The 20209-nt window shown below is 71.9% G+C and carries 13 protein-coding genes; 11 read left to right on the top strand and 2 right to left on the bottom strand.

Features of this window, described 5'->3' with window-relative positions; translation table 11 throughout:
- Positions 1–394 precede the first annotated feature (394 nt).
- Positions 395–964 carry a cyclase gene (locus O7595_RS01270; RefSeq protein WP_269726851.1) on the bottom strand — a complete coding sequence of 190 codons (570 nt, stop codon included), beginning with the start codon at positions 962–964 and terminating at the stop codon, positions 395–397.
- 487 nt (positions 965–1451) lie between these two features.
- Between O7595_RS01270 and O7595_RS33785 the strand changes: the two genes are divergently transcribed.
- The 5 genes from O7595_RS33785 (at position 1452) to O7595_RS01245 (ending at position 6053) form a co-directional block, all read left to right on the top strand.
- Positions 1452–1658: a GTP cyclohydrolase, FolE2/MptA family gene (locus O7595_RS33785; protein ID WP_443071802.1), complete on the top strand. Its 207-nt coding sequence runs from the start codon at positions 1452–1454 to the stop codon at positions 1656–1658.
- Positions 1659–1835: 177 nt separating this feature from the next.
- Positions 1836–3347: an MFS transporter gene (locus tag O7595_RS01260; RefSeq protein ID WP_269726849.1), complete on the top strand. Its 1512-nt coding sequence runs from the start codon at positions 1836–1838 to the stop codon at positions 3345–3347.
- A 54-nt stretch (positions 3348–3401) separates the two neighbouring features.
- On the top strand, positions 3402–3779 hold the full coding sequence (locus tag O7595_RS01255; RefSeq protein WP_269726848.1) for a 6-pyruvoyl trahydropterin synthase family protein: 378 nt from the start codon (positions 3402–3404) through the stop codon (positions 3777–3779).
- A gap of 338 nt (positions 3780–4117) precedes the next feature.
- Positions 4118–4771: a response regulator transcription factor gene (locus O7595_RS01250; RefSeq protein WP_269726847.1), complete on the top strand. Its 654-nt coding sequence runs from the start codon at positions 4118–4120 to the stop codon at positions 4769–4771.
- Between the two features lie 94 nt (positions 4772–4865).
- A complete protein-coding gene (locus tag O7595_RS01245; protein ID WP_269726846.1) occupies positions 4866–6053 on the top strand; it encodes a sensor histidine kinase in 1188 nt (395 codons plus the stop codon).
- 141 nt (positions 6054–6194) lie between these two features.
- Here O7595_RS01245 and O7595_RS01240 read toward each other — a convergent pair whose 3' ends face one another.
- Positions 6195–6626, bottom strand: coding sequence for an ATP-binding protein (locus O7595_RS01240; protein WP_269726845.1), 432 nt, complete (start codon positions 6624–6626; stop codon positions 6195–6197).
- Between the two features lie 1083 nt (positions 6627–7709).
- Between O7595_RS01240 and O7595_RS01235 the strand changes: the two genes are divergently transcribed.
- The 6 genes from O7595_RS01235 to O7595_RS01210 all read left to right on the top strand — a co-directional run bounded on the left by O7595_RS01235 (position 7710) and on the right by O7595_RS01210 (position 19725).
- Positions 7710–8900, top strand: coding sequence for a YcaO-like family protein (locus tag O7595_RS01235; RefSeq protein WP_269726844.1), 1191 nt, complete (start codon positions 7710–7712; stop codon positions 8898–8900).
- Complete coding sequence (locus tag O7595_RS01230; RefSeq protein WP_269726843.1) at positions 8897–11056, top strand: TfuA-like protein; 2160 nt, start codon at positions 8897–8899, stop codon at positions 11054–11056. The genes O7595_RS01235 and O7595_RS01230 overlap by 4 nt, the downstream gene beginning before the upstream one ends.
- Positions 11057–11366: 310 nt before the next feature.
- Positions 11367–14732 carry an AfsR/SARP family transcriptional regulator gene (locus O7595_RS01225; protein ID WP_269726842.1) on the top strand — a complete coding sequence of 1122 codons (3366 nt, stop codon included), beginning with the start codon at positions 11367–11369 and terminating at the stop codon, positions 14730–14732.
- A 621-nt stretch (positions 14733–15353) separates the two neighbouring features.
- On the top strand, positions 15354–15857 hold the full coding sequence (locus O7595_RS01220; protein WP_269726841.1) for a hypothetical protein: 504 nt from the start codon (positions 15354–15356) through the stop codon (positions 15855–15857).
- A gap of 22 nt (positions 15858–15879) precedes the next feature.
- A complete protein-coding gene (locus tag O7595_RS01215; RefSeq protein ID WP_269726840.1) occupies positions 15880–16245 on the top strand; it encodes a hypothetical protein in 366 nt (121 codons plus the stop codon).
- A gap of 846 nt (positions 16246–17091) precedes the next feature.
- Positions 17092–19725, top strand: a complete 2634-nt coding sequence (locus O7595_RS01210) for a SpoIIE family protein phosphatase/ATP-binding protein (protein ID WP_269726839.1) — start codon at positions 17092–17094, stop codon at positions 19723–19725.
- The last annotated feature ends 484 nt before the right edge of the window (positions 19726–20209 follow it).

Here is a 20209-nt window from a genome sequence, read left to right as displayed (position 1 = left end):
CCTGCATCGCCACCGCGGTGGCGCGTCACGAGGGGACACCGGGGGATGTGTCGTTCGAGCCCGCCGACGCCGTGCCGTGCGCGGACCGCCCGGTCCAGTCGGACGGTGACGCAGCCGTCGTTCAGAGCGAGACCGTGGTCCTGGGCGAGGCGTTCCACCGGCGGGGCCATGCCGAGGTGGAGAGGTTCGTCGCAGACCAGCCCCCGGTGCGGTCGGCGCCGGCAAGGTCGCCGCCGCCCGCGCCGGGGTCGCCGATGGCACGGCCGGTCCTCGGCCCGCTGAACGGCCCCCCCCTCGCCGCTTGACCTGCCAGGGGCCAGGAGCCAGGAGCCAGCAGCCACGGAGTGACCGCCGGGCCCGTGGCACCCTCTCGGCCTCCCGTTGGCCTGCCGGGTCAGCCGATGGTCGTGGAGGTGAGCACCGGGTTGGGAGAGGGATAGCAGGACGTCGGCACGCTGACGGTGACGAAGAGGATCGGGACGCCGGCGGTGAACGTGAGACCGGGACTGCTGTAGCTGGAGCCGGCGAGTCGTGTCTCGATGGCACCGCCGGATGTTCCGGCCGTCAGGTCCATGGTCAGCGCCGGCAGGGTGAAGGATCGCCCACCGCCGATCGGTCCGGGCACCGACATGATGACCTCCCCGCCGCTGACGCTGACGGTGGGGGTTCCCGAACCGATTCCGGAACCGCCGGTGAGGCGGGTGCCGGTCAGTGTCGCATTGGTCGGGACAGGGGCCTTGAGAGTGATGTTCTTGATCGATTTGACCGTGTAGCCGCTCACCGAGCCGGGGACGGTCATCTGTTCGGGGGCCAGCGTGACGGAGAGGGAACCGCCGGGCGCGACGGTGTCCGGCGCGCTGGCGTCGACACCGGCGGAGAGGTCGAACGTCTGTGCGGAGCCGATCGGCGGGCTGGCCTGGCAGGCCATGTCGAGGGAGGTGCCGGCGGCCGATGCGGGGCTCATGGCCAGGCACGTGAGCGCCAGAGCCGCAGCCCCTGCCATCGGCAGGCGTAAGTGTGCTGATCTCCGGATCATGTCCGTCCTCCTCGGGTCCGGGTGCACGTCGAGCGGGGCATCGGTGTGCCACGGTCGTGTCGCGTGCATGACAGCACTTCCAGGGTGTGATGTACAGGGCTGTGCGTCCGCCGTCGCCTCCCGCCCCGCCGGCCTCGGTCGCGGGGGTGACGCCGGGACCTGCCGTCGCGGACTGTCCGTGGCCCACCCGGACCGGTGGGAGTCCTGCTCCTGCGGCTCCGGTGTCCTCCGGCCGGGGGAAGGCCGTCTCCGGCGGCGGGGCGGCCGATCGACGGTATGCCGGACGGGCGCCGAGCGTGAGCCTGGAGTGGCACCCACCCAAAGCCTCTGGGCATGAGGGGGAACGGCAGTCCGGTTCCGGCACCTCGCCCAGACCCCACGAAGGGACACGCGAGCTCGTCGGCCTCGCCACCGCCTGCTCCTCGGCGCCCGTCGTCCCGCTGGTGAAGCGCCCCGACGAGCGCGTGCTGACGATGCAGGCCTACGACCCCCGGTCTTCGTCGAGGACATGGCCCGAGAGGTGTCCGCCGCCTGCCGCAGCCGCGACCTCGCCCACCGGGTCACGGTGAGGAACCTGGAGAGCATCCACAGCCACGACGCCCTCGCCGTGGTGAACGGCTGACACACACCGGCTTCCGTCGCTCGGTCCGACCGCCCGGCGGCCGCGCAGTGGTCCGGACGTCCCGGGTGTGTGCCGGCCGATCGGGACGAGGTGCCGGACCCCGACGGCCCCTGCCGATGGAGCCGGTGTCCCGACCGGAGGCTCCCCGACACGTACCGGAATCCGAGGAGATATCAGATGGATCGGCCCACCCGCTCCTTCCCCGTGCCCACGGCCCCACCCGCCCGTAGGCCCGGGCGAGGACGGGCGCCGTCGTCCGGGCCGAAGTCGCTGCCGTCGCCGCTGGCGATACTGACCGCCGCGCAGTTCCTGTTGATGTTCAGTGCGTCGAACATCAACATCGTCCTCCCGGCCATCGGCGAGGCCATGGACCTGCTGCCCGTGGACCTGTCCTGGTTCGTCACCGTGTACGTGCTGGCCATCGCCGCCCTGCTCCTCCCCGCCGGAGCGGCCATGGACATCACCGGCCGGCGCAGGCTTCTCCTGACCGGGCTGGCCGTGCTCTGCGCCTCGTCCGCCATGGCCGGCCTGGCGGGCGCTGCGGGAACGCTGATCACGGCGCGGGCGCTGCAGGGAGCCGGGGTCGCTCTGGCGGAGCCCGCGGTGCTCTGCCTCCTCATGGCCCTCGTCCCCGCGCCTCGCAGGAACCAGGCCCTCGGAATCCTGGGGGCGGGTGCCGCGCTCGGCGGCGCGACGGGAGTGCTGCTGGGCGGGCTGCTCACCGAGGCCGTGGGCTGGCGGGGCATCTTCTGCGCGACGTCCGCCCTCGCTCTGCTCCTCGCCCTGGCATGTGCGGTGGGTGTACCGGCCGACGCCGGGAACGGCCGCAGGCCGTCCCGCCGCGATCTGAGGGCAGCCGCCCTGATGCTGGTCGGGCTGCTCGCCCTCGCCTACGGGATGACCGAGGCCGGACGCTCCGGCTGGACTCGCCCCGCCGTACTGGTGCCCCTGGGCGTCGGCACCGTACTGCTCACGACGTTCGCCGCTTCCGAGAAGCGCAGGGACCGTCCGCTGCTGCCCTTCCGCGTGTTCTCCACAGGACTCGTGGGTCCCGCCAACATCGCCATGACCGTCCTGGGAATGGTGATCACGGGAATGTTCTTCTTCCTCTCCCTGTACCAGCAGCAGATCCTCGGCGACGGCCCCCGGGCCGCCGCTCTGTGGCAGATCCCCCTCTCGGTGGCCGCCGTCCTGGGTTGCACGCTGGCGCCCCGGCTCGCGCGACGCGCTGGTCCGCGTACGGCCCTGGGCACGGGACTGGCCGCGCTGGCCGCGGGGCTGTTGTGGCTCGGAGGAGTGCCGGGGGAGGGGACTTTCCTCCAGGAGGCCATGGCGCCGTCACTCCTGATCGGCGCCGGGCTGGGTATCGCGTTCGTGCAGCTCACACAGGCTGCCACGGCGGGCGTACCGCATCAGGACTCGGGGCCGGCCAGCGGCCTGGTGACCACCGCCAGAATGATCGGAGGCGTGTTCGGCCTTGCGCTGCTGACCGGCCTGGCCGCTTCCAGGACCGCCCGGGCCGACCCTCTCGCCTCCGAGGCCCAGGCCCTGCACGAGGGTTACCGGACGACGTTCACGGCGCTCGGTCTGGCCGTCCTCGCAACCGCACTCTTCCTTCTCGCGGTCTTCGTCCGCCGTCGGCGCGCGCTGAAGGGATCGGCCCCGACCCCGAGGAGCGGAGCGGCGTAGGAGTACTTCGCTCCCGAACCATGATCCGCCAAGTACCAGGCAGGAGTTCACACCGTGCTGACCATATCCAAGGAATTCCACTTCTCCGCGAGCCATCAGCTCGACCGGCTGCCGGAGGGACATCCGTGTGCCCGGATGCACGGACACGACTACGTCCTCGTCATCGAACTGTCGTCGGCTCCGGATGAGCTGACGGATGCCGGATTCGTACGCGACTACCGGGACTTGGCCGAGTTCAAGGACTGGATCGACTCGGCCCTGGACCATCGCCATCTGAACGACTGCGTCCCGGGCCGGAACCCGTCCGCGGAACAGATAGCGATGTGGGTTCACGAGACGTGGTCGCCACGCATCCCCGAACTCAGCGCCGTGCGCGTGTCGAAGACCCCGAAGACCTGGGCCGAGTACCGTCCCGTGACCGATTGGGGTTGATGTCCCGGCCCGGTGGCGGCGGGGATGTGGGCTGCGGTCGCGGTCGTCACCGGCGAAGCCGACGGGAGGACGCGGCGGCACTCGCCGAACCACGGCGGTGAGGACCCGGATACCGGGTGGGGAAAGCGCCGGGGTCACTCCCGGTGACCGGCAGCGGCCAGGAGCACCTGCCTCCGCTGCCGCCCCGTATCCCCACGTCGACGACGGGTCGGCCGGTCGGCGGCCGGGAGGGCCGGGGCGACCGCAGCCCGGTGTGGACCACGGTCCGGGGGCGGCAGGACAATGAGCTCAGGCCCGTGATTCCGAGCGGGCCACGGGCGGACAGGACGGTGTGCCGCATGCGTACACACGAGACCCGCGTACGTGTCGTCGTCGCCGACGACCACCCGATATACCGCGAGGGAATCATCCGCGCGCTCGGACAGAGCGGAACGATCGAGGTCGTGGCCGAGGCCGGGGACGGTGCTCAGGCCCTGGAACAGATCCGGGCCCACCAGCCCGACGTCGCGCTCGTGGACTACAAGCTGCCGAAGTTGGACGGCCTCGCCGTCGTCCATGCCGTTGCACGGGACGCCCTGCCGGTGCGCGTGATCGTCCTCTCCGCCTACACGGAGGACTCCGTGGTGTTCCGGGCCGTCGAGGAGGGCGCCGCGGGCTATCTCGCCAAGGACGCCACGCGACGCGAGATCGTCGACGCCGTGCTGAAGGTCGCCAGGGGTGGGACGGCGCTTCCGCCGGACCTCACCAGTGGCCTGATGGAGCAGGTCCGGCTCCGGGCCGCCGCCGGCGAGGACCGGGTGCTCCTCAGCGAGCGCGAGCAGCAGGTGCTGCAGGGCTTCGCCGAGGGCAAGAGTGTCCCCCAGATCGCCGAGGAACTGTTCCTGGCCCCCAGCACCGTCAAGACCCACACCCAACGGCTCTACGAGAAGCTGGACGTCGGTGACAGGGCCGCCGCGGTGGCCGAGGCGATGCGACGTGGCCTCTTGGAGTGACCGTGGCCCCTCGGCGGACCACGGGAACCGGAGCGTTCCGACAGGTGCCCCGTCCCGTCGGCCGCACGAACGCGCGGCCTCCACGGCCCGGGCCGTGGAGGCCGCGCAGGATCTCGACGCGGCACGGTCCCAGAGTCTCGTGCGCCTGCTGATCGTCGCTCTGCTGGTCGTGCAACTCGTGCTGTTCCCCCCACTCGAGAACGAGGGCGCATGCAGAGCGCTGGTCGCGGGCTACGCGCTGTGGGCGGTGGTCCTGACGTGGGCGGCCTGGGGTGGCAGCCGTCCGCTGCCGCAGCCCTGGCGCCTTCTGCTGTTCGATCTGCTCGTCCTCGGTGCCATGCTGGCGATGGCGGGGGGATTCGCCACCCCACCGGGGATCAGGCCCCTGGTCGACGACGCCTTCTTCCTCATCCCCGTACTCGCCGCCTTTCAGACTTCGCCATGGGTGACGGCCGCGATGACCGGCGCCTCCGCCCTGGCGTACCTGCTCGCCGTACAGGGAGTCGGGACGGGTGCCGGATGGGGGCGGACCGCCCTGCTCGTCCTGAGCCTGCTGCTGCTCGGAGCCGTCTGCACCGCACTCACCCGGGTCCAGCGGGACCGGGTGAGCAGCGTGGGGGTGCTCCTGGAGCGGAGCCGCGAACTGCTGGGGCAGGCGATGAACGCCGAGGAGCGCGAGCGCCGCAACCTGGCCGAGGCGCTGCATGACGAAGCCCTGCAGGACGTGCTCGCCGCACGCCAGGACCTGGACGAGGCCCGTGGGGCCGACCGCCGGGAAGCGCTGGAACGCGCCGACCGGGCACTCGGGGAAGCGGCGCGCAGGATGCGCTCGGTCGTCAGGGAACTGCACCCGGCAGTCCTCGAGCATCTGGGCCTGTCCGAAGCGGTGCAGAGCCTCGCCGAGAGCGCCGCGCAGCGCGGCGGGTTCGACGTCCGGGTCCACCGCACCCCCGTACCGCCCTCCCCCTTCGAGTCCATCGCGTTTGCCGCGGCACGGGAACTCCTCGTCAACGTGGTGAAGCACGCGGAGGCGAGGGAGGTGGAGGTCCGTCTGGAGGCCCGGGAGGGATTCCTGCGCCTGCTGGTGGCCGACGACGGGCGGGGGCTGCCGCCGCGGGCACCGGACGAGAGCGTGCGCAGCGGCCATATCGGCCTCGCATCGCTGCGTGTCCGGGTGGAGACGGTGGGGGGACGCTTCCGGCTGGAACCGCGTGATCCGAGCGGGACCGCGGTGGTCGTGGAGATTCCGCTCGAGCCGGTCGTGCGTTCCGGGGGCGACTGACGGCACCACCTCCCGACCGGTCGTGCGGTCGCCTGCACGCGCTTCCGTCGGGCCGACCCCGCCGGTACTCGGGGCGGGCCCGGTCGGCTCCCGACCACCCGGACGTGGGACCGCGAGGGACGTGGCCGTACCCCACAGCCCTCAGGGACGGCAGCACTCACGCGACGTGTGGGCGCCGATCTCGAACCAGATCTTCTTGCCACGTTCCTGCGGGTCCGTTCCCCAAGCGGTGGCCAGCGCCGCGACGAGAAAGAGTCCCCGTCCGCTCTCCGCGTCCAGGGGAGGTGTCCCCGGCCGCACTCGGATGCCCGAGTCCGCGGTGTCCGTGATCTCCACGCGCAGGCCTCCGCCGGTCCGACGCACGCAGACCCCGCACGGCTCGTGCGTGTGCTCTACGGCGTTCGCGACGAGCTCACCGGTGAGCAACTCGATCGTGGACAGCGAGCCGTCGCCCAGTGACAGGCAGAGCGTACGGGCGAGCGCGCGGACCAGGCGCCGGGCGGCCGGGACCGCGTCCACGGCGGGGCGGACATCGAACTCGTGCTGCGGACGGGAGAGTGTGGTGGAGGACATGATGTGGCCTTCGGGCGGGTCCGGGTGCCTGCGGCGGAGTGCGGTGTCTGCCTCGGCGGGTGTCCGGTGACGGGCACCGCCTTCGTATGCGGACGTCCGGTTCGGGTGGGTGGGGGAGCGGGAACCCGGCCGGGTCCGACGCCGCCTCGCGGGTGGGGGCGGGGCGTGCCCTGACGACCGGCTGGTTGGCGCGAACCGCCGTCGAAGTGCGGGTGGCGGCCGCATTCGCGAGTGGTGGTGTCGCTTCCGCAGTGATGACGCTACCGACTGCCGCGGGCTGCCCCTGTCGGCCGATCGACCCCCTCGACGGCTGATGGCCGGTGTCCACTCATCGCGGTGGAGGATCCGCCCGTCCGTCGCCGATCCGGCTCACAACGGGTTTCCAGGACCCGTGTCGCAAGCCCGCGACGGGGACTGCGCCGCCGCCCTCGGCGTTGGACGCCTTCCGCGCCGGTTGGCCCTGGAGTCTGCGTCCCGCGCCCGTTGCGCTCTGGTCGTCATGCGTCCCCAGCCGTGCCGGCCGCCGGACCGAAAGACACAGTCGGCGATCAGCCGCTCCGGCCGCCACCGGCGGTTCGACACCTGCCCCCGACTCGACCGGGGCGAGACGACCGGACGGACGGGGCGCAGCCGGCGCAATGGATCGGGGTGGGCTGCTATCGCGCCGGGCCCGGCCCGCGGCGCCGGTCCCTTTGCCTTCGCACGTAACGGATCCGGTGGTGGGACCCGAGACGCAGGCATGCGTGGGCATCGCCCCGGGACCACATCCACCGGTCGGCGGACACCGTCCTCCACCGGTGCTTGCGTCTCCTGGGGGAGCACACCGTCCTCGTCCGCGCGGCAACGTGGACACCAGGGCGGAGGGACGTCCTCCCGCTCACCGCACACACAGAAAGGACGAGAGCATGAACCACAACGAGGTCTTCGCCATGTTCGACGAACTGGATGCGGCCGTTGCCAAGGCACTCGGTTCCGGCACGTTCGTTGCCTGCTCCGCCGAGTGACGGGTTGACGGTGCTGCGGGACGGGCTCAGGACTGTCCCGCGGCACCATCGCCGTCCAGGCATCCCGAGGAGGGAGACCATGACCGCCGTGCTCGACTTCGCCGCGCCACCGCACCGTTGGAGCGCGGTGTGGCAAGGCACCCATCGGACCGTCCCGCCGGAGGAGACCTGGCAGCGCCTGCAGCCGTTGCTGGGCACGGTGGGGATCACCAGGGTCGCGGATGTCACGCTCCTGGACGACATCGGCCTGCCGGTCTGGCAGGCGATTCGGCCGAACGCGATGAGCCTTTCGGTCTCGCAGGGCAAGGGCGTCACGCATGAACTGGCCCGTGTCTCCGCGGCCATGGAATCCTTCGAGTTGCACTGCGCGGAGGAGCCCGCCCTGGAGACCGCAGTGGCCAGCCCGGCCCGGCTGGCCACGGAGCTCACTTACGACTGGGCCGAACTGCCGCTGCTCGGAGGGCATGCGCTGCGCTCCGGCACGCGTATCCGTTGGTGCCCCGTCGAGGATCTGACGGCGCGCACCGGCACCTGGGCTCCGCTGGAATCGGTCGCCGTCGACCTCCGCATGCGCTCATCCTGGGCACCGCCGACCGTTCAGACCAGCAGCAACGGGCTGGCCGGAGGCAACAACCTCACCGAGGCGACGCTGCACGGGCTGCTGGAGGTCGTGGAGCGGCACTCCCTGGCCGTCACCGCACGTTCGGGTGGCCCCTGGAAGTCGGCCGTACGGGCCGAGCCGGACGGCTCGGGGACGGCGTCCGCGGTGCTGGAACGGCTCCTTTGGGCCGGAGCAGTCGTCGAGATCGCCGATGTCACCTGCGACCTGCGGGTGCCCACCTTCGCGGCCCGCGTGTGGTCGCCGTCGGTGCCCTGGTGGTTCTCCGGTTCCGGCACTCACCCCGACGCCGATGTGGCGCTGTCCAGGGCTCTCACCGAGGCCGCACAGTCGCGACTGACCGCGGTGGCGGGAGCCCGGGACGACATCGGTGTGTTCCACTACGACTTCGCCGACACGGCCGGGACCTCTGCTCCGCGGCCGGGGGACGGTGGCGCGGCGGTGTGCCGGGTGGCGGATCTGACACGGACCCACGGCACGGCGTCGACCGGTCCGCGCGACCTCGACGCCGACCTGGCGAACCTTCTGGACGTCGCGGCGCACCACGGCATCACCGTGCTACGGGCCGATCTCACCGTACCCGCCTACGGCATCCCCGTGGTGCATGTCGTCGCGCCGGGACTCACCTTCGACACTGGAGCATGGGCATGAAGCACGCATCGAGGCTCGTCGTCACCGCCGGGCCCACCATCAGCAGGGAAGAAGTGCGCGGCGTGCTGCCTGAGGCAGAGGTCCGCGGTCCGGTCGCCGCGGACCAGGTGCTGCGGTGGGAGTGGAACGCCGGGGACACCCTGGTCGTGATCGACGGAGTCTTCCTGCAGTCACGCGCCGTCCGTCACAAGGAACTGCTCGCCCTTCTCGACCGGGGAGTGACCGTGTACGGCGCCTCCAGCATGGGAGCACTACGCGCGGCGGAACTCGAGGCGTTCGGCATGCGGGGCGTGGTGGAGGTGTTCCGCAGCTACCGCGACGGCGTCCTGGTCGGCGACGACGAAGTGGCGCTGACCCATGCCGACGCCGAGGCCGCCTACCGGCCGACGAGTTGGGCCCTGGTGGACCTGCGGGACGCGGCGGGCAGAGCCGCCCGGGACGGAGCCGTCGACGAGAGGACCGCCCGCACCATCGTCGAGGCGGCCAAGAGCCTTCCCTTCACCGCTCGCGACGACTTCACCATTCTCGATGCGGCACGGCAGCGGGGCTGCCGGGCGCCCGCACTGGATGCCTTCCGCGCGTACTGCGCGGCACAGGGCCCGGGCGCCGGTGTCAAGCATCGCGACGCCGTCACCGTGCTCGCCCTCGCCGCCGCCGAAGCGCCAACGTCCGGCACACGTGCCCACTGCTCCACACGATCCGCCGGCCTGCGATACCGGGGAACCCCGGTACGGCTCGCGACGACCACTCATCTCCGTCGTTGGACCCCAACCCCAACCCCAACCCCGACGCCGTCCGCGGCTGTGGACCGCGAGCGCGAAGCCGCAGGGCCGGCACAGGGGCGGCCGCGGGACGACGAGGTCCTGACCCGGCTTGCGCTGGACTGGCCCGAATACCCCGCCTTCCAGCGCAGCGCGGCGGCCGAGTGCCTGCTGCTGCAGACCCTGCCGCAGTCGAGCGACGCCTCAGTGGCCGAGCAACGGCGCACACTGAGCAGCATCGTGGACGTCTCCGATCACGACTCGACCCACCTGGACTGGGAGCCCCTGGCCCTGGCCCTGGGCCCCCGCCTCCCGGACCTCGGCCTGCCGTCGTCCCCGAGCGAGGCCGGAGACGCTCTCACCCTGCTCCGAGAAACCGAGCGTGACCAGCCGTGGCCCACGGCGGGCCCCCTCCTCGCCGTCCGGCTCTGGCTCGGTGACCCCCGGGTCGACCGGAGAACGCCACTCATCGAGCGTCTGCAGGCGAGCCCCGCCTACCACCGGGCGCTCGCGGCACTCGCCGACGCACGTGCCGAGACCGGACCTCCGGTCAACGAACCCACCGTCCTGCGCGATGTGTGCCGGTCGGTGCTCCTCCGCTGGGGCGTCCAGCAGCCGAGTGACATTCCGGCGGTGCTGCGCGACCACGGCTTCACCGACATCGACGCCATGGTCGGCGCCCTCCGCACACACCCGCGGAACGCCGCGAAGGCACCCGGATCGAGGAAGCAGGGGGCAGCGCGTACCATCCCGCGAGTCGACCGCAGGAGCGCCCGCGCCGATTGGGAGCGGAACGGCTGTGTCCTGCTGTCCGGCGTCCTGGACGTCGAGCGGGTGAAGGCGATGGCCACCGAGGCGCACGAGCAGATCGGCAAGGCAAGCACCTACGAACGGGACGACGTCAGCTGCCACCGGGACGGCTCATTCGCCTCCCCGGCACACTTCAGCCTCCTGCCGGCCGGGCCACTGCTCCAACAACTCGCCTTCGACGAGCAGTTGCTGACGGCACTGCGGGAGGCGACAGGAATACCCGAACTGGTGCCGCAGGGCGGCTCGGTGGTCGTCCACCACCACGGCGACTTCCAAGGCCTGCACACCGACACGGCCAAGGCGACCGTGACCGTGGGTATCGCCCTGACCGAACGCATGCCGCCGATGTGGTGGGCCCCGTCGCTGCGCGGCGCAACGCCCGACGACCTGACCAAGGTGGTCGCCGACAAGGGGTTCTGGCCCGAATGCGCCGGCTTCGAACGGTTGGAGCCCCCGCCCGCCGACGGCAGTGTGCGCGCGTTCGCCGGGAACGCCATCCCGCACTGGCGGACCCCCTACCCCGGGGAGGAACCGGGCCTGCTCGCCACCCTCACCTACACGGATCCACGAGGCGGCCGACGGTGACGCTGCCACGCGGTCGGTTGCATCCTGGCCTCGGCCACGAGCACGGGGAGGAGTGGTGGGAAGCGCAGCTCGCCACGGAAGGCGCCGAACGACGCGCCGGTACCCGCGGGGCGCGTCGAGGACGCGCCGCCGTCCTCGGCCGTCCGGCGTACGCGAGGCCCGTCTCGACGCCTTCCGCCGGCTGAACCGCCCCAACCCCGACGGTCGATCTGCGGACGGTACCGGCCGTGCCGCACACGGCGACCGCCCGCGCCGGGGCGCATCGGATACCCGCGCGCGCCCACGGCCGGTCGGCGGACACAATGGCCGGGTGCAATATCGCGTACTCGGCCCGACTCAGGCATTCCACGACGACGGTACGCCCGTCGCGCTCGGCGGCGCCCGGCTGCGGGCGCTGCTGACGGCGCTGGCGCTGCGGGCCGGGCGCACGGTCCCGGTGGGCGTCCTGGTCGGCGACATCTGGGACGGTGACCCACCCGCGGACGCGGTCGGCGCGGTACAGGCGCTGGTCGGACGGCTGCGCAAGGCCCTGGGGCCGGCCGCGGTGGCTGCCGGGGACGGCCGCGGGTACCAGCTGCGCGCGCAGCGCGACGAAGTGGATCTGCACAGGTTCGACCGGCTCGCGGGGGAGGGGACGAGGGCAATGGCCGACGGCGACGCCCTCAGGGCGGCAGCGCTCCTCGACGAGGCGCTCGCGCTGTGGCGCGGCCCGGTTCTGGCGGATTTGCCGGGGCGCCTCGCGGAGGCCGCCCGCTGGGAGACGCGACGGCTCGATGCCCAACGCACCCGGCTGACCGCAGTGCTCGCGATCGGCGGCAGGGCGGAGGAGGCCCTCGCGGAGCTCGCGGAGTCGTGCGCCGCGCATCCGCTCGACGAACGGCTCCAGGAGCTGCGGATCACCGCGCTGCGGGACGCCGGCCGCACCGCGCAGGCGCTCGCCGCGTACGAGGAGGTGCGCCGTGTTCTCGCCGACCGCCTGGGCACGGACCCGGGGCCGGGCCTGCGCGCGCTGCACGAGGAACTGCTGCGCCCGTACCCGTACGAGGCGGGCGGCACTTCCCCGTCGGCCTCCCCGTCGGCCTCCCCGGCGGCCGACACATCACCCGGCACTCCGCCGCCCGGGAACCTGCGCGCCAGGCTCAACAGCTTCGTGGGGCGCGAGCCCGATCTGCGGGCCATCCGTGACGATCTGGCCCGGTTCCGCCTCGTCACGCTCGTGGGAGCGGGCGGCTCCGGCAAGACGCGGCTGTCGCAGGAGGCGGCCGAGCGGGCCGCGGCGGACCCCGACCGGCCCTGGCCTGACGGCGTCTGGCTCGCCGAACTCGCACCCGTGGAGGACCCGGGGTCCGTCCCGGAGGCGGTGCTCAACGCGCTCGGAGGACGCGAGACCGTGCTGCGGGGCGCAGGCGCGGAGGAGCTCCGGGCGGGCGGCGAGCGGCAGAGCGGCGACGCCTTCGTGCGGCTCGTCGAGCACTGCGCGCGGCGGCGCATGCTGCTGCTCCTGGACAACTGCGAGCACGTCGTGGAGGCGGCGGCCGCACTCGCCGAGCGGCTGCTGGAGCGCTGCCCCGGGCTCACGGTTCTGGCGACCAGCCGGGAGCCGCTCGGCGTGCCGGGGGAGTTGGTGCGGCCCGTGGGACCGCTACCCATCCCGGTGGCGCTGCGCCTGCTCGCCGACCGGGGCGCGGCCGCGCGCCCCGACTTCCGCATCGACGCCGACGAGGCGACCGCGTCGGCATGCGCGGAGATCTGCCGCCGTCTCGACGGGCTTCCGCTCGCCGTCGAACTCGCGGCCGCGCGGCTGCGGATGCTCACGGCCCCCCAGATCGCCGACCGCCTCGACGACCGGTTCCGTCTGCTCAACACCGGCGCGCGGACCGTGCTGCCGCGCCAGCAGACCCTTCGCGCGGTCGTCGACTGGTCCTGGGACCTCCTCGACCTCCCGGAACGCGCCGTTCTGCGCCGCCTCTCGGTCTTCGCCGGCGAGTGCGACCTCACCGCGGCGGAATCGGTCTGCGCCGACCCGGCCGACCCCACCAGCGAGCGTCACACGGAACCGGATGTCGCCACCCTTCTGGGGGCGCTGGTGGACAAGTCGCTGGTCGTCGCCGTGCCCGGCGCGGACGGCGGAATGCGGTACCGGCTGCTGGAGACCGTCGCCGAGTACGCGGGAGAGCGGCTCGACGATGCCGCGGAGCGGGAAGCCGCCGAGCGCCGACATCTGGTGCACTACCGGGAGCTGGCCCGGAACCTCGAGCCCCGGCTGCGCGGGGCGGGTCAGCGCGCCGCTCTTGCCCGGCTGCAGCTGGAACACGAGAACCTGCGGACCGCGCTGCGGCACGCGGTCGCCGCCCGGGACGAGCACGAGGGGCTCAGCCTGGTGCTCTCACTCGCCTGGTACTGGCAGCTGAGGGATCTGCGCGGCGAGGCCCGCCACTGGACGGACGCCGTCTCCGCCCTGGGGCCCGACCCGTTCGCGCATCCCGTCGTCCCCGCCCCGCCGCTGACGGAGCGCTGCACGGACACCCCTCCGCCGCTGCGGCCGGAGCTGCTCACGGAGGCGCGCAGACAGGTCCGGCTGGTGCGGATGGTCAACATGGACCACGCGATCGAGGAGTGGATGACGCCGGAGCGCCGCCGCTGGCTGGATCGCGTGACCGAGGCCTACCACCCCGGTCTGCCGCAGGCATGTCGCTTCCCCGCCTCGCTGTGGTTCTTCGCCGTCCTCATCGCCGGTGACGGCGAACGCGTGCTGGAGGTCCTCGACACGACCGTCCGCACGGCGGAGGAGACGGGCTGCGACTGGGAGTTGGCGGCAGCGCTCCAGGTGCGGGCCAACGCGTTGGCCAACCGCACCCTGTGGGCGGGCGACGCACGCCGCGACGCGGACCGCAGTCTGAAGATCTTCGAACGGCTCGGCGATGCCTGGGGTGCGGCCGAGGCGCTGTCCGCCCGCGGCGAGGCCCATGAGCGCAGCGGGGCCTACGAAGCGGCCGCGGAGGACTTCCGCCGGGCAATCGACCGTGCGGCCGTCCTCGGTGCGCAGAGCCAGGTCTCGCTGCTGCAGGCGCGGCTCGCCGCCGTGCTCGACGAGACGGGCCGCGGGGCCGAAGCCGAGACGATCCTGCGCGAGGTGCTCGCCGCGGGTCCCGAGAGCGGCTACGAGGGTGTGATCGCCGCCCGTCTGATCCTGGCGCTCCGGCTGGCCAGGACCGGTCGCACCGCCGAGGCACGCGGCCATCTCAATGCGCTGCTGGACGACTTCCGCACCGAGACGCTCGCCGTGTTCGAGGGGCTGGCCCACGGTGTCCTGGGCTGTGTGGACGTGCTCGACGGCGAGTTCGAGGACGCCCTGGCCCGCTGCCGCCGCGCGTTGCAGCTCGGTTGCACCCCACTGTCCATGATGGTCAGCCCGCAGCTCTCGGCCTCCCAGCTGCTCACCGCGGCGCGGGCGCTGATCGGGCTCGGCGGCGAGGACCGGGCGCTACGCGCGGCCCGGCTGGTCGGCGCGTACGAGGGACTGCTGCCGCCCGGCCACTTCCTCAGTTCCTTCGAGCGGGAGAACCGGCGGCTGGCGGAGGAGTCCGCACGCGCCGTGCTCGGGGACACGGCGTTCGAGGCGGCGCGCGCCGAGGGCGGCGTTCTGGGGCTCGAGGAGGCCACCGCCCTGCTCTGAGCCGCGGTGCGTCAGTGCTTCCCGCGGAACCCCGCCGCCGCGAGCGCCGCCGTGGCCACACCCTGACGGCGGTCCTGCCCCGCGTCGTGCACACGGAGTGGGCCACCGGCCTCCGTTGGGTCGGGGTGTACTTCGTCTCGGCCCTGCCGTTCCCAGCCCTCGGCCACCCATGTTTCTGGAACGAGCCCACCGTCGGCCTCAGTCGGCCGTACGGATGCGGACCGAAGAGAGATCACTACGGTACCTGCGCCGGCGGCTGGGGCCGCCCCGCCGAAGGCTCTGTTCGAGGTCGAGTCCGGGCCGCTCGCGCAGCCCACCACAGCCGCCGCGTGCCACCGGCGCCGGCCAACCGCCGCCTTCGACGGCTTTGCCCGGAGGTGCCCGGGGGAGGACGGCGGTACCACTCTTCTCGCTCGTGTCCCGTGGGGAGCTGACGCCGAATCAGGCCGGGGGGTTCCGGAGGGGAGCCGTGAGTCTTGTCATGCAAGATCGTTCTTTACTGTTCCATTGCAGGATGTCAGGGTCGGGCTTCGTGATCATCTTCCCTGTGAGGGGGATGGTCACGGGCCCGTCTCCTTGACCTGGGGACGGGGTGTCGACCAATGGGGAATTGATTCAACGATGCGCAAGACCACGATGCGCCGTATATCGCTGGCCGGGATCGCGGCTGTGACCAGTGGCGCTCTGCTCGTCACGGTGGCTCCCGCCGCCACGGCGGCCGACGGCGCCCGGGGGACGGCCGGCGCCGTGACTGTCGGGTCCGACTCGAAGGCTCCGGCGCTCACGCAGGAGCAGCGCGAGTTCATCGAGAAGGAGATGGGCCCCGAGGCTCTCGCCGAGATCGAGAAGGGCATGAAGACCAAGGGCTTCGCCTTCCCGATCGCCGCAGCCGCCATCGGCGCTGCGGCATGGTGTGCGAAGGGGACTCTCGCCAGTATCCCGACGTCGGTGCTCAGCGACATCGCGGCGGGCAAGGCGTCCAGCAAGAAGACCTACGTCCGGAACGCCGTCATCGGCTGCCTGGGCGGTGAGATCGGCGGTGTCGTCTGGAAGTTCCTGCCGGGCTGGGTCAAGAACAAGGCCATCAACATGACGATCGCCTTCATCATCAAGTACATCCGCTAGGGACACGACGAATGGGGCGGGCATGGCCTACATCTTCATCTTCGGCTGCTTTCTCCTGCTGGGCGTGGTCAGTCTGCTGGCTGCCCGAGTCGGTTATCGGGGCAGGGTCTGCGACAGGGCTGACGGGTACGAGGTCCCTGCAGCGGTGAAGTCCGATCCCGCCCTGCGGAAGCGGGCTGACGGCTTGGTGGCGTTCTGGTGCACCGGGGCCGCCGCGCTGAGCTTCGCTGCGCTGGTGCCGATCGGCAGCGTCATCCTGAGCGGGGGTGGCAAGTCGGTCTCCACCTGGGGACTCGTGGCCTTCGCGGTCTACGGGCTGGTCGTGGTGAGCGTAGGGGCCTACCCATTCGAGAAGATCAAGCGCCTCGGCGGTTCCGCCGGGCGCTGAGCAGCGGTGTTCCGGGGCCGGCAACCGTCGGCCCCGGAACATCCGTCGTGTCGCGAGACCCGCGCTGTCCGGCTCGCCGGCCGCTCCGCCACCTGTTCAGGCCCGCGAACTGCTTGTCGGCGAGGTCCTCGCGGTCGCGCAGCAGGCGCGCCTCTTCTTCCACTCCGGGCCACTGGCGCGTCCACGTCGGCCGCGGATCTCGGCGGTGGCGCGGCGCCTCGCCGTGGAGCGCGACTTGTCGGCGAGCTGGACGGCAGGGAAGGGCCGAGCAGTCCGCCGTAGCCCAGCGCGTCGACGAGTACGATGCGCCGTCGATCCCGGGGCGGGTGCCGCTTGCCGGACTTGTGGTCCTGTTCCCACGTCGTCTTGCCCCGCCGGGTCTCGTCGATGCCCGCGGCACCTTCACTTCGGCAGTGGAGCCTCGACCACCTCGTGCGTCGACAACGGAAGGTGCCCATCACCGTCGAGAAGGACAGAAGCGGGGTGCGGGCGGCCTGGACGACCGTGCAGTCGGCATCGCGGACCCGGCCCGGCCGCCTGGCGCGGCCGGACCCGTGCCGCCGGGGCACCGGGAGCCGCCGCCCGGAGCGCGTGGCCGGTGATCGACCGGGGCACGGCGGCACAGGGGAGGGCAAGGCCCGTTTCCGCACTTCAGACGTGCCCTGGAGCCCCGGCAGTGGCCGTGCCCGGCCACGCTCCGGTCCTGATTTTCCGCGTATCTCGCTATTGAGCGCGATATCAGTGGAGAATGAGGGAGTGGCTGGTGAAGACATGTTTGGTCATCGCGACCGGCCCGAGAGTCTCGCGGTCGGCGCTTCCCGTGGACGGCTGCTCAGCACTCCACGCATGCGCACCGTAGCCAGCCAGGTGTTCGTTCTTCAGATAGCCGTCGTGGTGCTTCTCGTCGTGGCGGCCGTCGTGGCCCTGCTGCTTCAGTCACGCAGCGACGCGGAAGCGGCGGCACGTGACAGGTCCCTCGCGGTTGCTGAAACGTTTGCTCAGTCGCCCGGCACTCGGCAGGCCCTGAAGAGCCCCGACCCGACCGAGTTGCTGCAGCCACGTGCGGAGGCCGTGCGCAAGGCCACCGGTGTCGACTTCGTCGTCGTGACGAACACGGACGCGATCCGCTACACCCACCCGCTTCCCGACCGCATAGGCAACCGCTTCGTCGGCAACATCCAGCCCGCTCTCGGTGGGGCGGTGGTCATCGAGTGGATCACCGGCACCATCGGGCCCCTGGTGCAGGCGATCGTGCCGGTCGTCGACACCGACGGCACCGTCATCGGTACCGTCACCTCCGGGGTCACCGTCGAGAACGTCAGCGGCACGGCGAACCAGCAGCTGCCCGTGGTGCTCGGCGCGGCCGGATCCGCCCTCGTCCTCGCCACCGGCGGCACGGCCCTGATCAGCAGGCGGCTGCGACGGCAGACGCACGGCCTGGGACCGACCGAGCTGTCCCGGATGTACGACCACCACGACGCCGTTCTGCACGCCGTGCGCGAAGGGGTGATCGTCGTCGACGGCAACCGCCGGCTGGTACTCGCCAATGACGAGGCGCGCCGGCTGCTGGGCCTGCCCCCGGACGCCGAGGGACGGCCGGTGTCCGACCTCGGAATCACGCTCAGCATGGACGAACTGCTGAGGTCGGGGCGGACGGCCACCGACGAGGTGCACCTGGCCGGTGACCGGATGCTGGCGGTCAACCAGCGCTCGACGAGCCGGGACGGCTGGACGCTCGGCAGCGTGGCGACGCTTCGCGACACGACCGAGCTGCAGGAGCTCTCCGGTAGGGCCGACATGGCGCACTCGCGCCTCAGGCTCCTCTACGACGCCGGCCTGAGGATCGGCAGCACCCTCGACGTGGTACGGACCGCCGAGGAGCTGACGGACTTCGCGGTGCCGCAGTTCGCCGACTTCGCGACAGTGGACCTGCTGGACCAGGTCCTGCGCGGCGAGGCCCCGGTCAGGGCCGGTGCGGACGGCTATCCGATGCGACGCATCGCCGTCTCCGGCGTTCGGAGCAATCCCCCGATCTACCCGCTGGACTCCTTGATCGATTTCGTCCCCGCCACTCCCCAGGCCACGGGCTTCCGCAGCGGTCGGGCGATCCTCGAGGCCGATATGACGACCTTCGCGGGCTGGCAGGAGCAGGATCCGGCGCGAGCCCGCAAGATGGTGCACTACGGACTGCATTCCATGATCAGCGTCCCGCTGCTGGCCAGGGGCGAGGTCCTCGGCGTGGTCACGTTCTGGCGATCCGGGAAGCCCAAGTCGTTCGACGACGGAGACGTGTCCCTCGCCGAGGAGCTCGTCGCCCGCGCCGCGCTGGCCATCGACAACGCCAGGCGCTACACGCGCGAGCACACCATGGCCGTCACGCTCCAGCGCAGTCTGTTGCCCAGCGTGCTGCCCGGACACTCGGCCGTCGAGGTCGCCCACCGCTATCTGCCCGCCCACGCGGGCATGGGCGGCGTCGGCGGTGACTGGTTCGACGTCATCCAGCTCTCGGGGGCCCGGGTCGCCATGATCGTCGGCGATGTCGTCGGACATGGTCTGCACGCGGCCGCGACGATGGGCCGGCTGCGCACCGCGGTCCACAACTTCGCCGCCCTCGATCTGTCACCGGACGAGCTGCTGTGGCATCTGGACGAGCTGGTCACCCGGATCGACCACGAGGAGTCCGGCGACAGCGGGCGACCGGCCATCACGGGTGCCACCTGCCTCTACATGATCTACGACCCCATCTCCCGGGGATGTGTGATGGCACGCGCCGGGCACCTCGAGCCCGCCCTCGTCCAGCCTGACGGCAGTATCGAGTTCCCCGAGCTGCCCGCGGCGCCACCGCTCGGGCTGGGAGGGCTGCCCTTCGAGACCGCGGAACGGCTGCTGCCCGAGGGCAGCCGGCTGGTGCTGTTCACCGACGGCCTCATCGAGAACCGCGAACGGGACATCGATGAGGGACTGAGGATGCTGCGCGAGGCGCTGGCCGCCGCCCCGCCCACCCCGGAGGGGACCTGCGGCGTGGTACTGGACGCGCTGCTTCCCGATCGGCCGAGCGACGACATAGCACTGCTCGTGGCCCGCACCAGAGTGCTGGACCGGGAACGGGTCGCCGACTGGGACGTGCCCGAAGATCCCGCGGCCGTCTCCTCGATGCGGGAGGCCGTGACGGAGAAGCTGGGGGCGTGGGGATTGGACGACCTGGTCTTCACCACCGAGCTGATCCTCAGCGAGCTCATCACCAACGCCATCCGCTACACCTCCGGGCCCATCAGACTGCGGCTCGTCCGGGACCGTACGCTGATCTGCGAGGTGGCCGACTCCAGCAGCACCGCACCGCACCTGCGCCATGCGGCGACCATGGACGAGGGCGGCCGCGGGCTGTTCCTCGTGGCCCAGTTCGCGGAGCGCTGGGGGACCCGCTACACCTCCGATGGCAAGGTCATCTGGGCCGAACAACCACTGTCCGACGCAGGATGACGGAGGTACCGAGCCCCAAGGGAGTTCCCCAGGGCGACCTCGACACGCGGACCCGTCCAAGTCCCCTCGCCACCCGACCGGGGGCGGGCGCCCGGCAGCCCGGTGAGGCGGACACCGGGCACCGCGGTGCGCAGTCGCATCCGCGCGAGCAACGCACGCAGTAGGGCGGAAGTCTCCGCCCCGGCGCACCCTTCCGGAGCGACGACGGGCATCGTCACCCACTCGGCCTGGTCATGCTCCGGGGCGAGCGCGGCGCGACAGGGCCCCGACCGGGAACCTATGCCGACGGGTTGGGACCGGGCTCCTCCTTCACCCACACGGAAGTTCGCGCGTGCCACCCACCTGCGTTGCCTGCGGCGCCCGATCCGGCCGCGCTGGAAATGCCCAATGATCAGCTGCACCACCGCAGCGGACGAGATCCTCAAGTTTCCCTCAGATGTGCGAGGTGCTGCGCCTCGCGTCAGTATCGTGCGGCTACCACCGC

Source organism: Streptomyces sp. WMMC940 (assembly GCF_027460265.1).
GTDB lineage: Bacteria > Actinomycetota > Actinomycetes > Streptomycetales > Streptomycetaceae > Streptomyces.
This window is presented reverse-complemented; position numbering and strand designations above follow the sequence as displayed.

Coding starts and splice junctions, on each gene's coding strand:
- O7595_RS01270 (WP_269726851.1), bottom strand. CDS start 964: ATGAGCCCCGCATCGGCCGCCGGCACCTCCCTCGACATGGCCTGCCAG.
- O7595_RS01260 (WP_269726849.1), top strand. CDS start 1,836: ATGGATCGGCCCACCCGCTCCTTCCCCGTGCCCACGGCCCCACCCGCC.
- O7595_RS01250 (WP_269726847.1), top strand. CDS start 4,118: ATGCGTACACACGAGACCCGCGTACGTGTCGTCGTCGCCGACGACCAC.
- O7595_RS01240 (WP_269726845.1), bottom strand. CDS start 6,626: ATGTCCTCCACCACACTCTCCCGTCCGCAGCACGAGTTCGATGTCCGC.
- O7595_RS01235 (WP_269726844.1), top strand. CDS start 7,710: ATGACCGCCGTGCTCGACTTCGCCGCGCCACCGCACCGTTGGAGCGCG.
- O7595_RS01230 (WP_269726843.1), top strand. CDS start 8,897: ATGAAGCACGCATCGAGGCTCGTCGTCACCGCCGGGCCCACCATCAGC.
- O7595_RS01220 (WP_269726841.1), top strand. CDS start 15,354: ATGCGCAAGACCACGATGCGCCGTATATCGCTGGCCGGGATCGCGGCT.
- O7595_RS01215 (WP_269726840.1), top strand. CDS start 15,880: ATGGCCTACATCTTCATCTTCGGCTGCTTTCTCCTGCTGGGCGTGGTC.
- O7595_RS01210 (WP_269726839.1), top strand. CDS start 17,092: ATGCGCACCGTAGCCAGCCAGGTGTTCGTTCTTCAGATAGCCGTCGTG.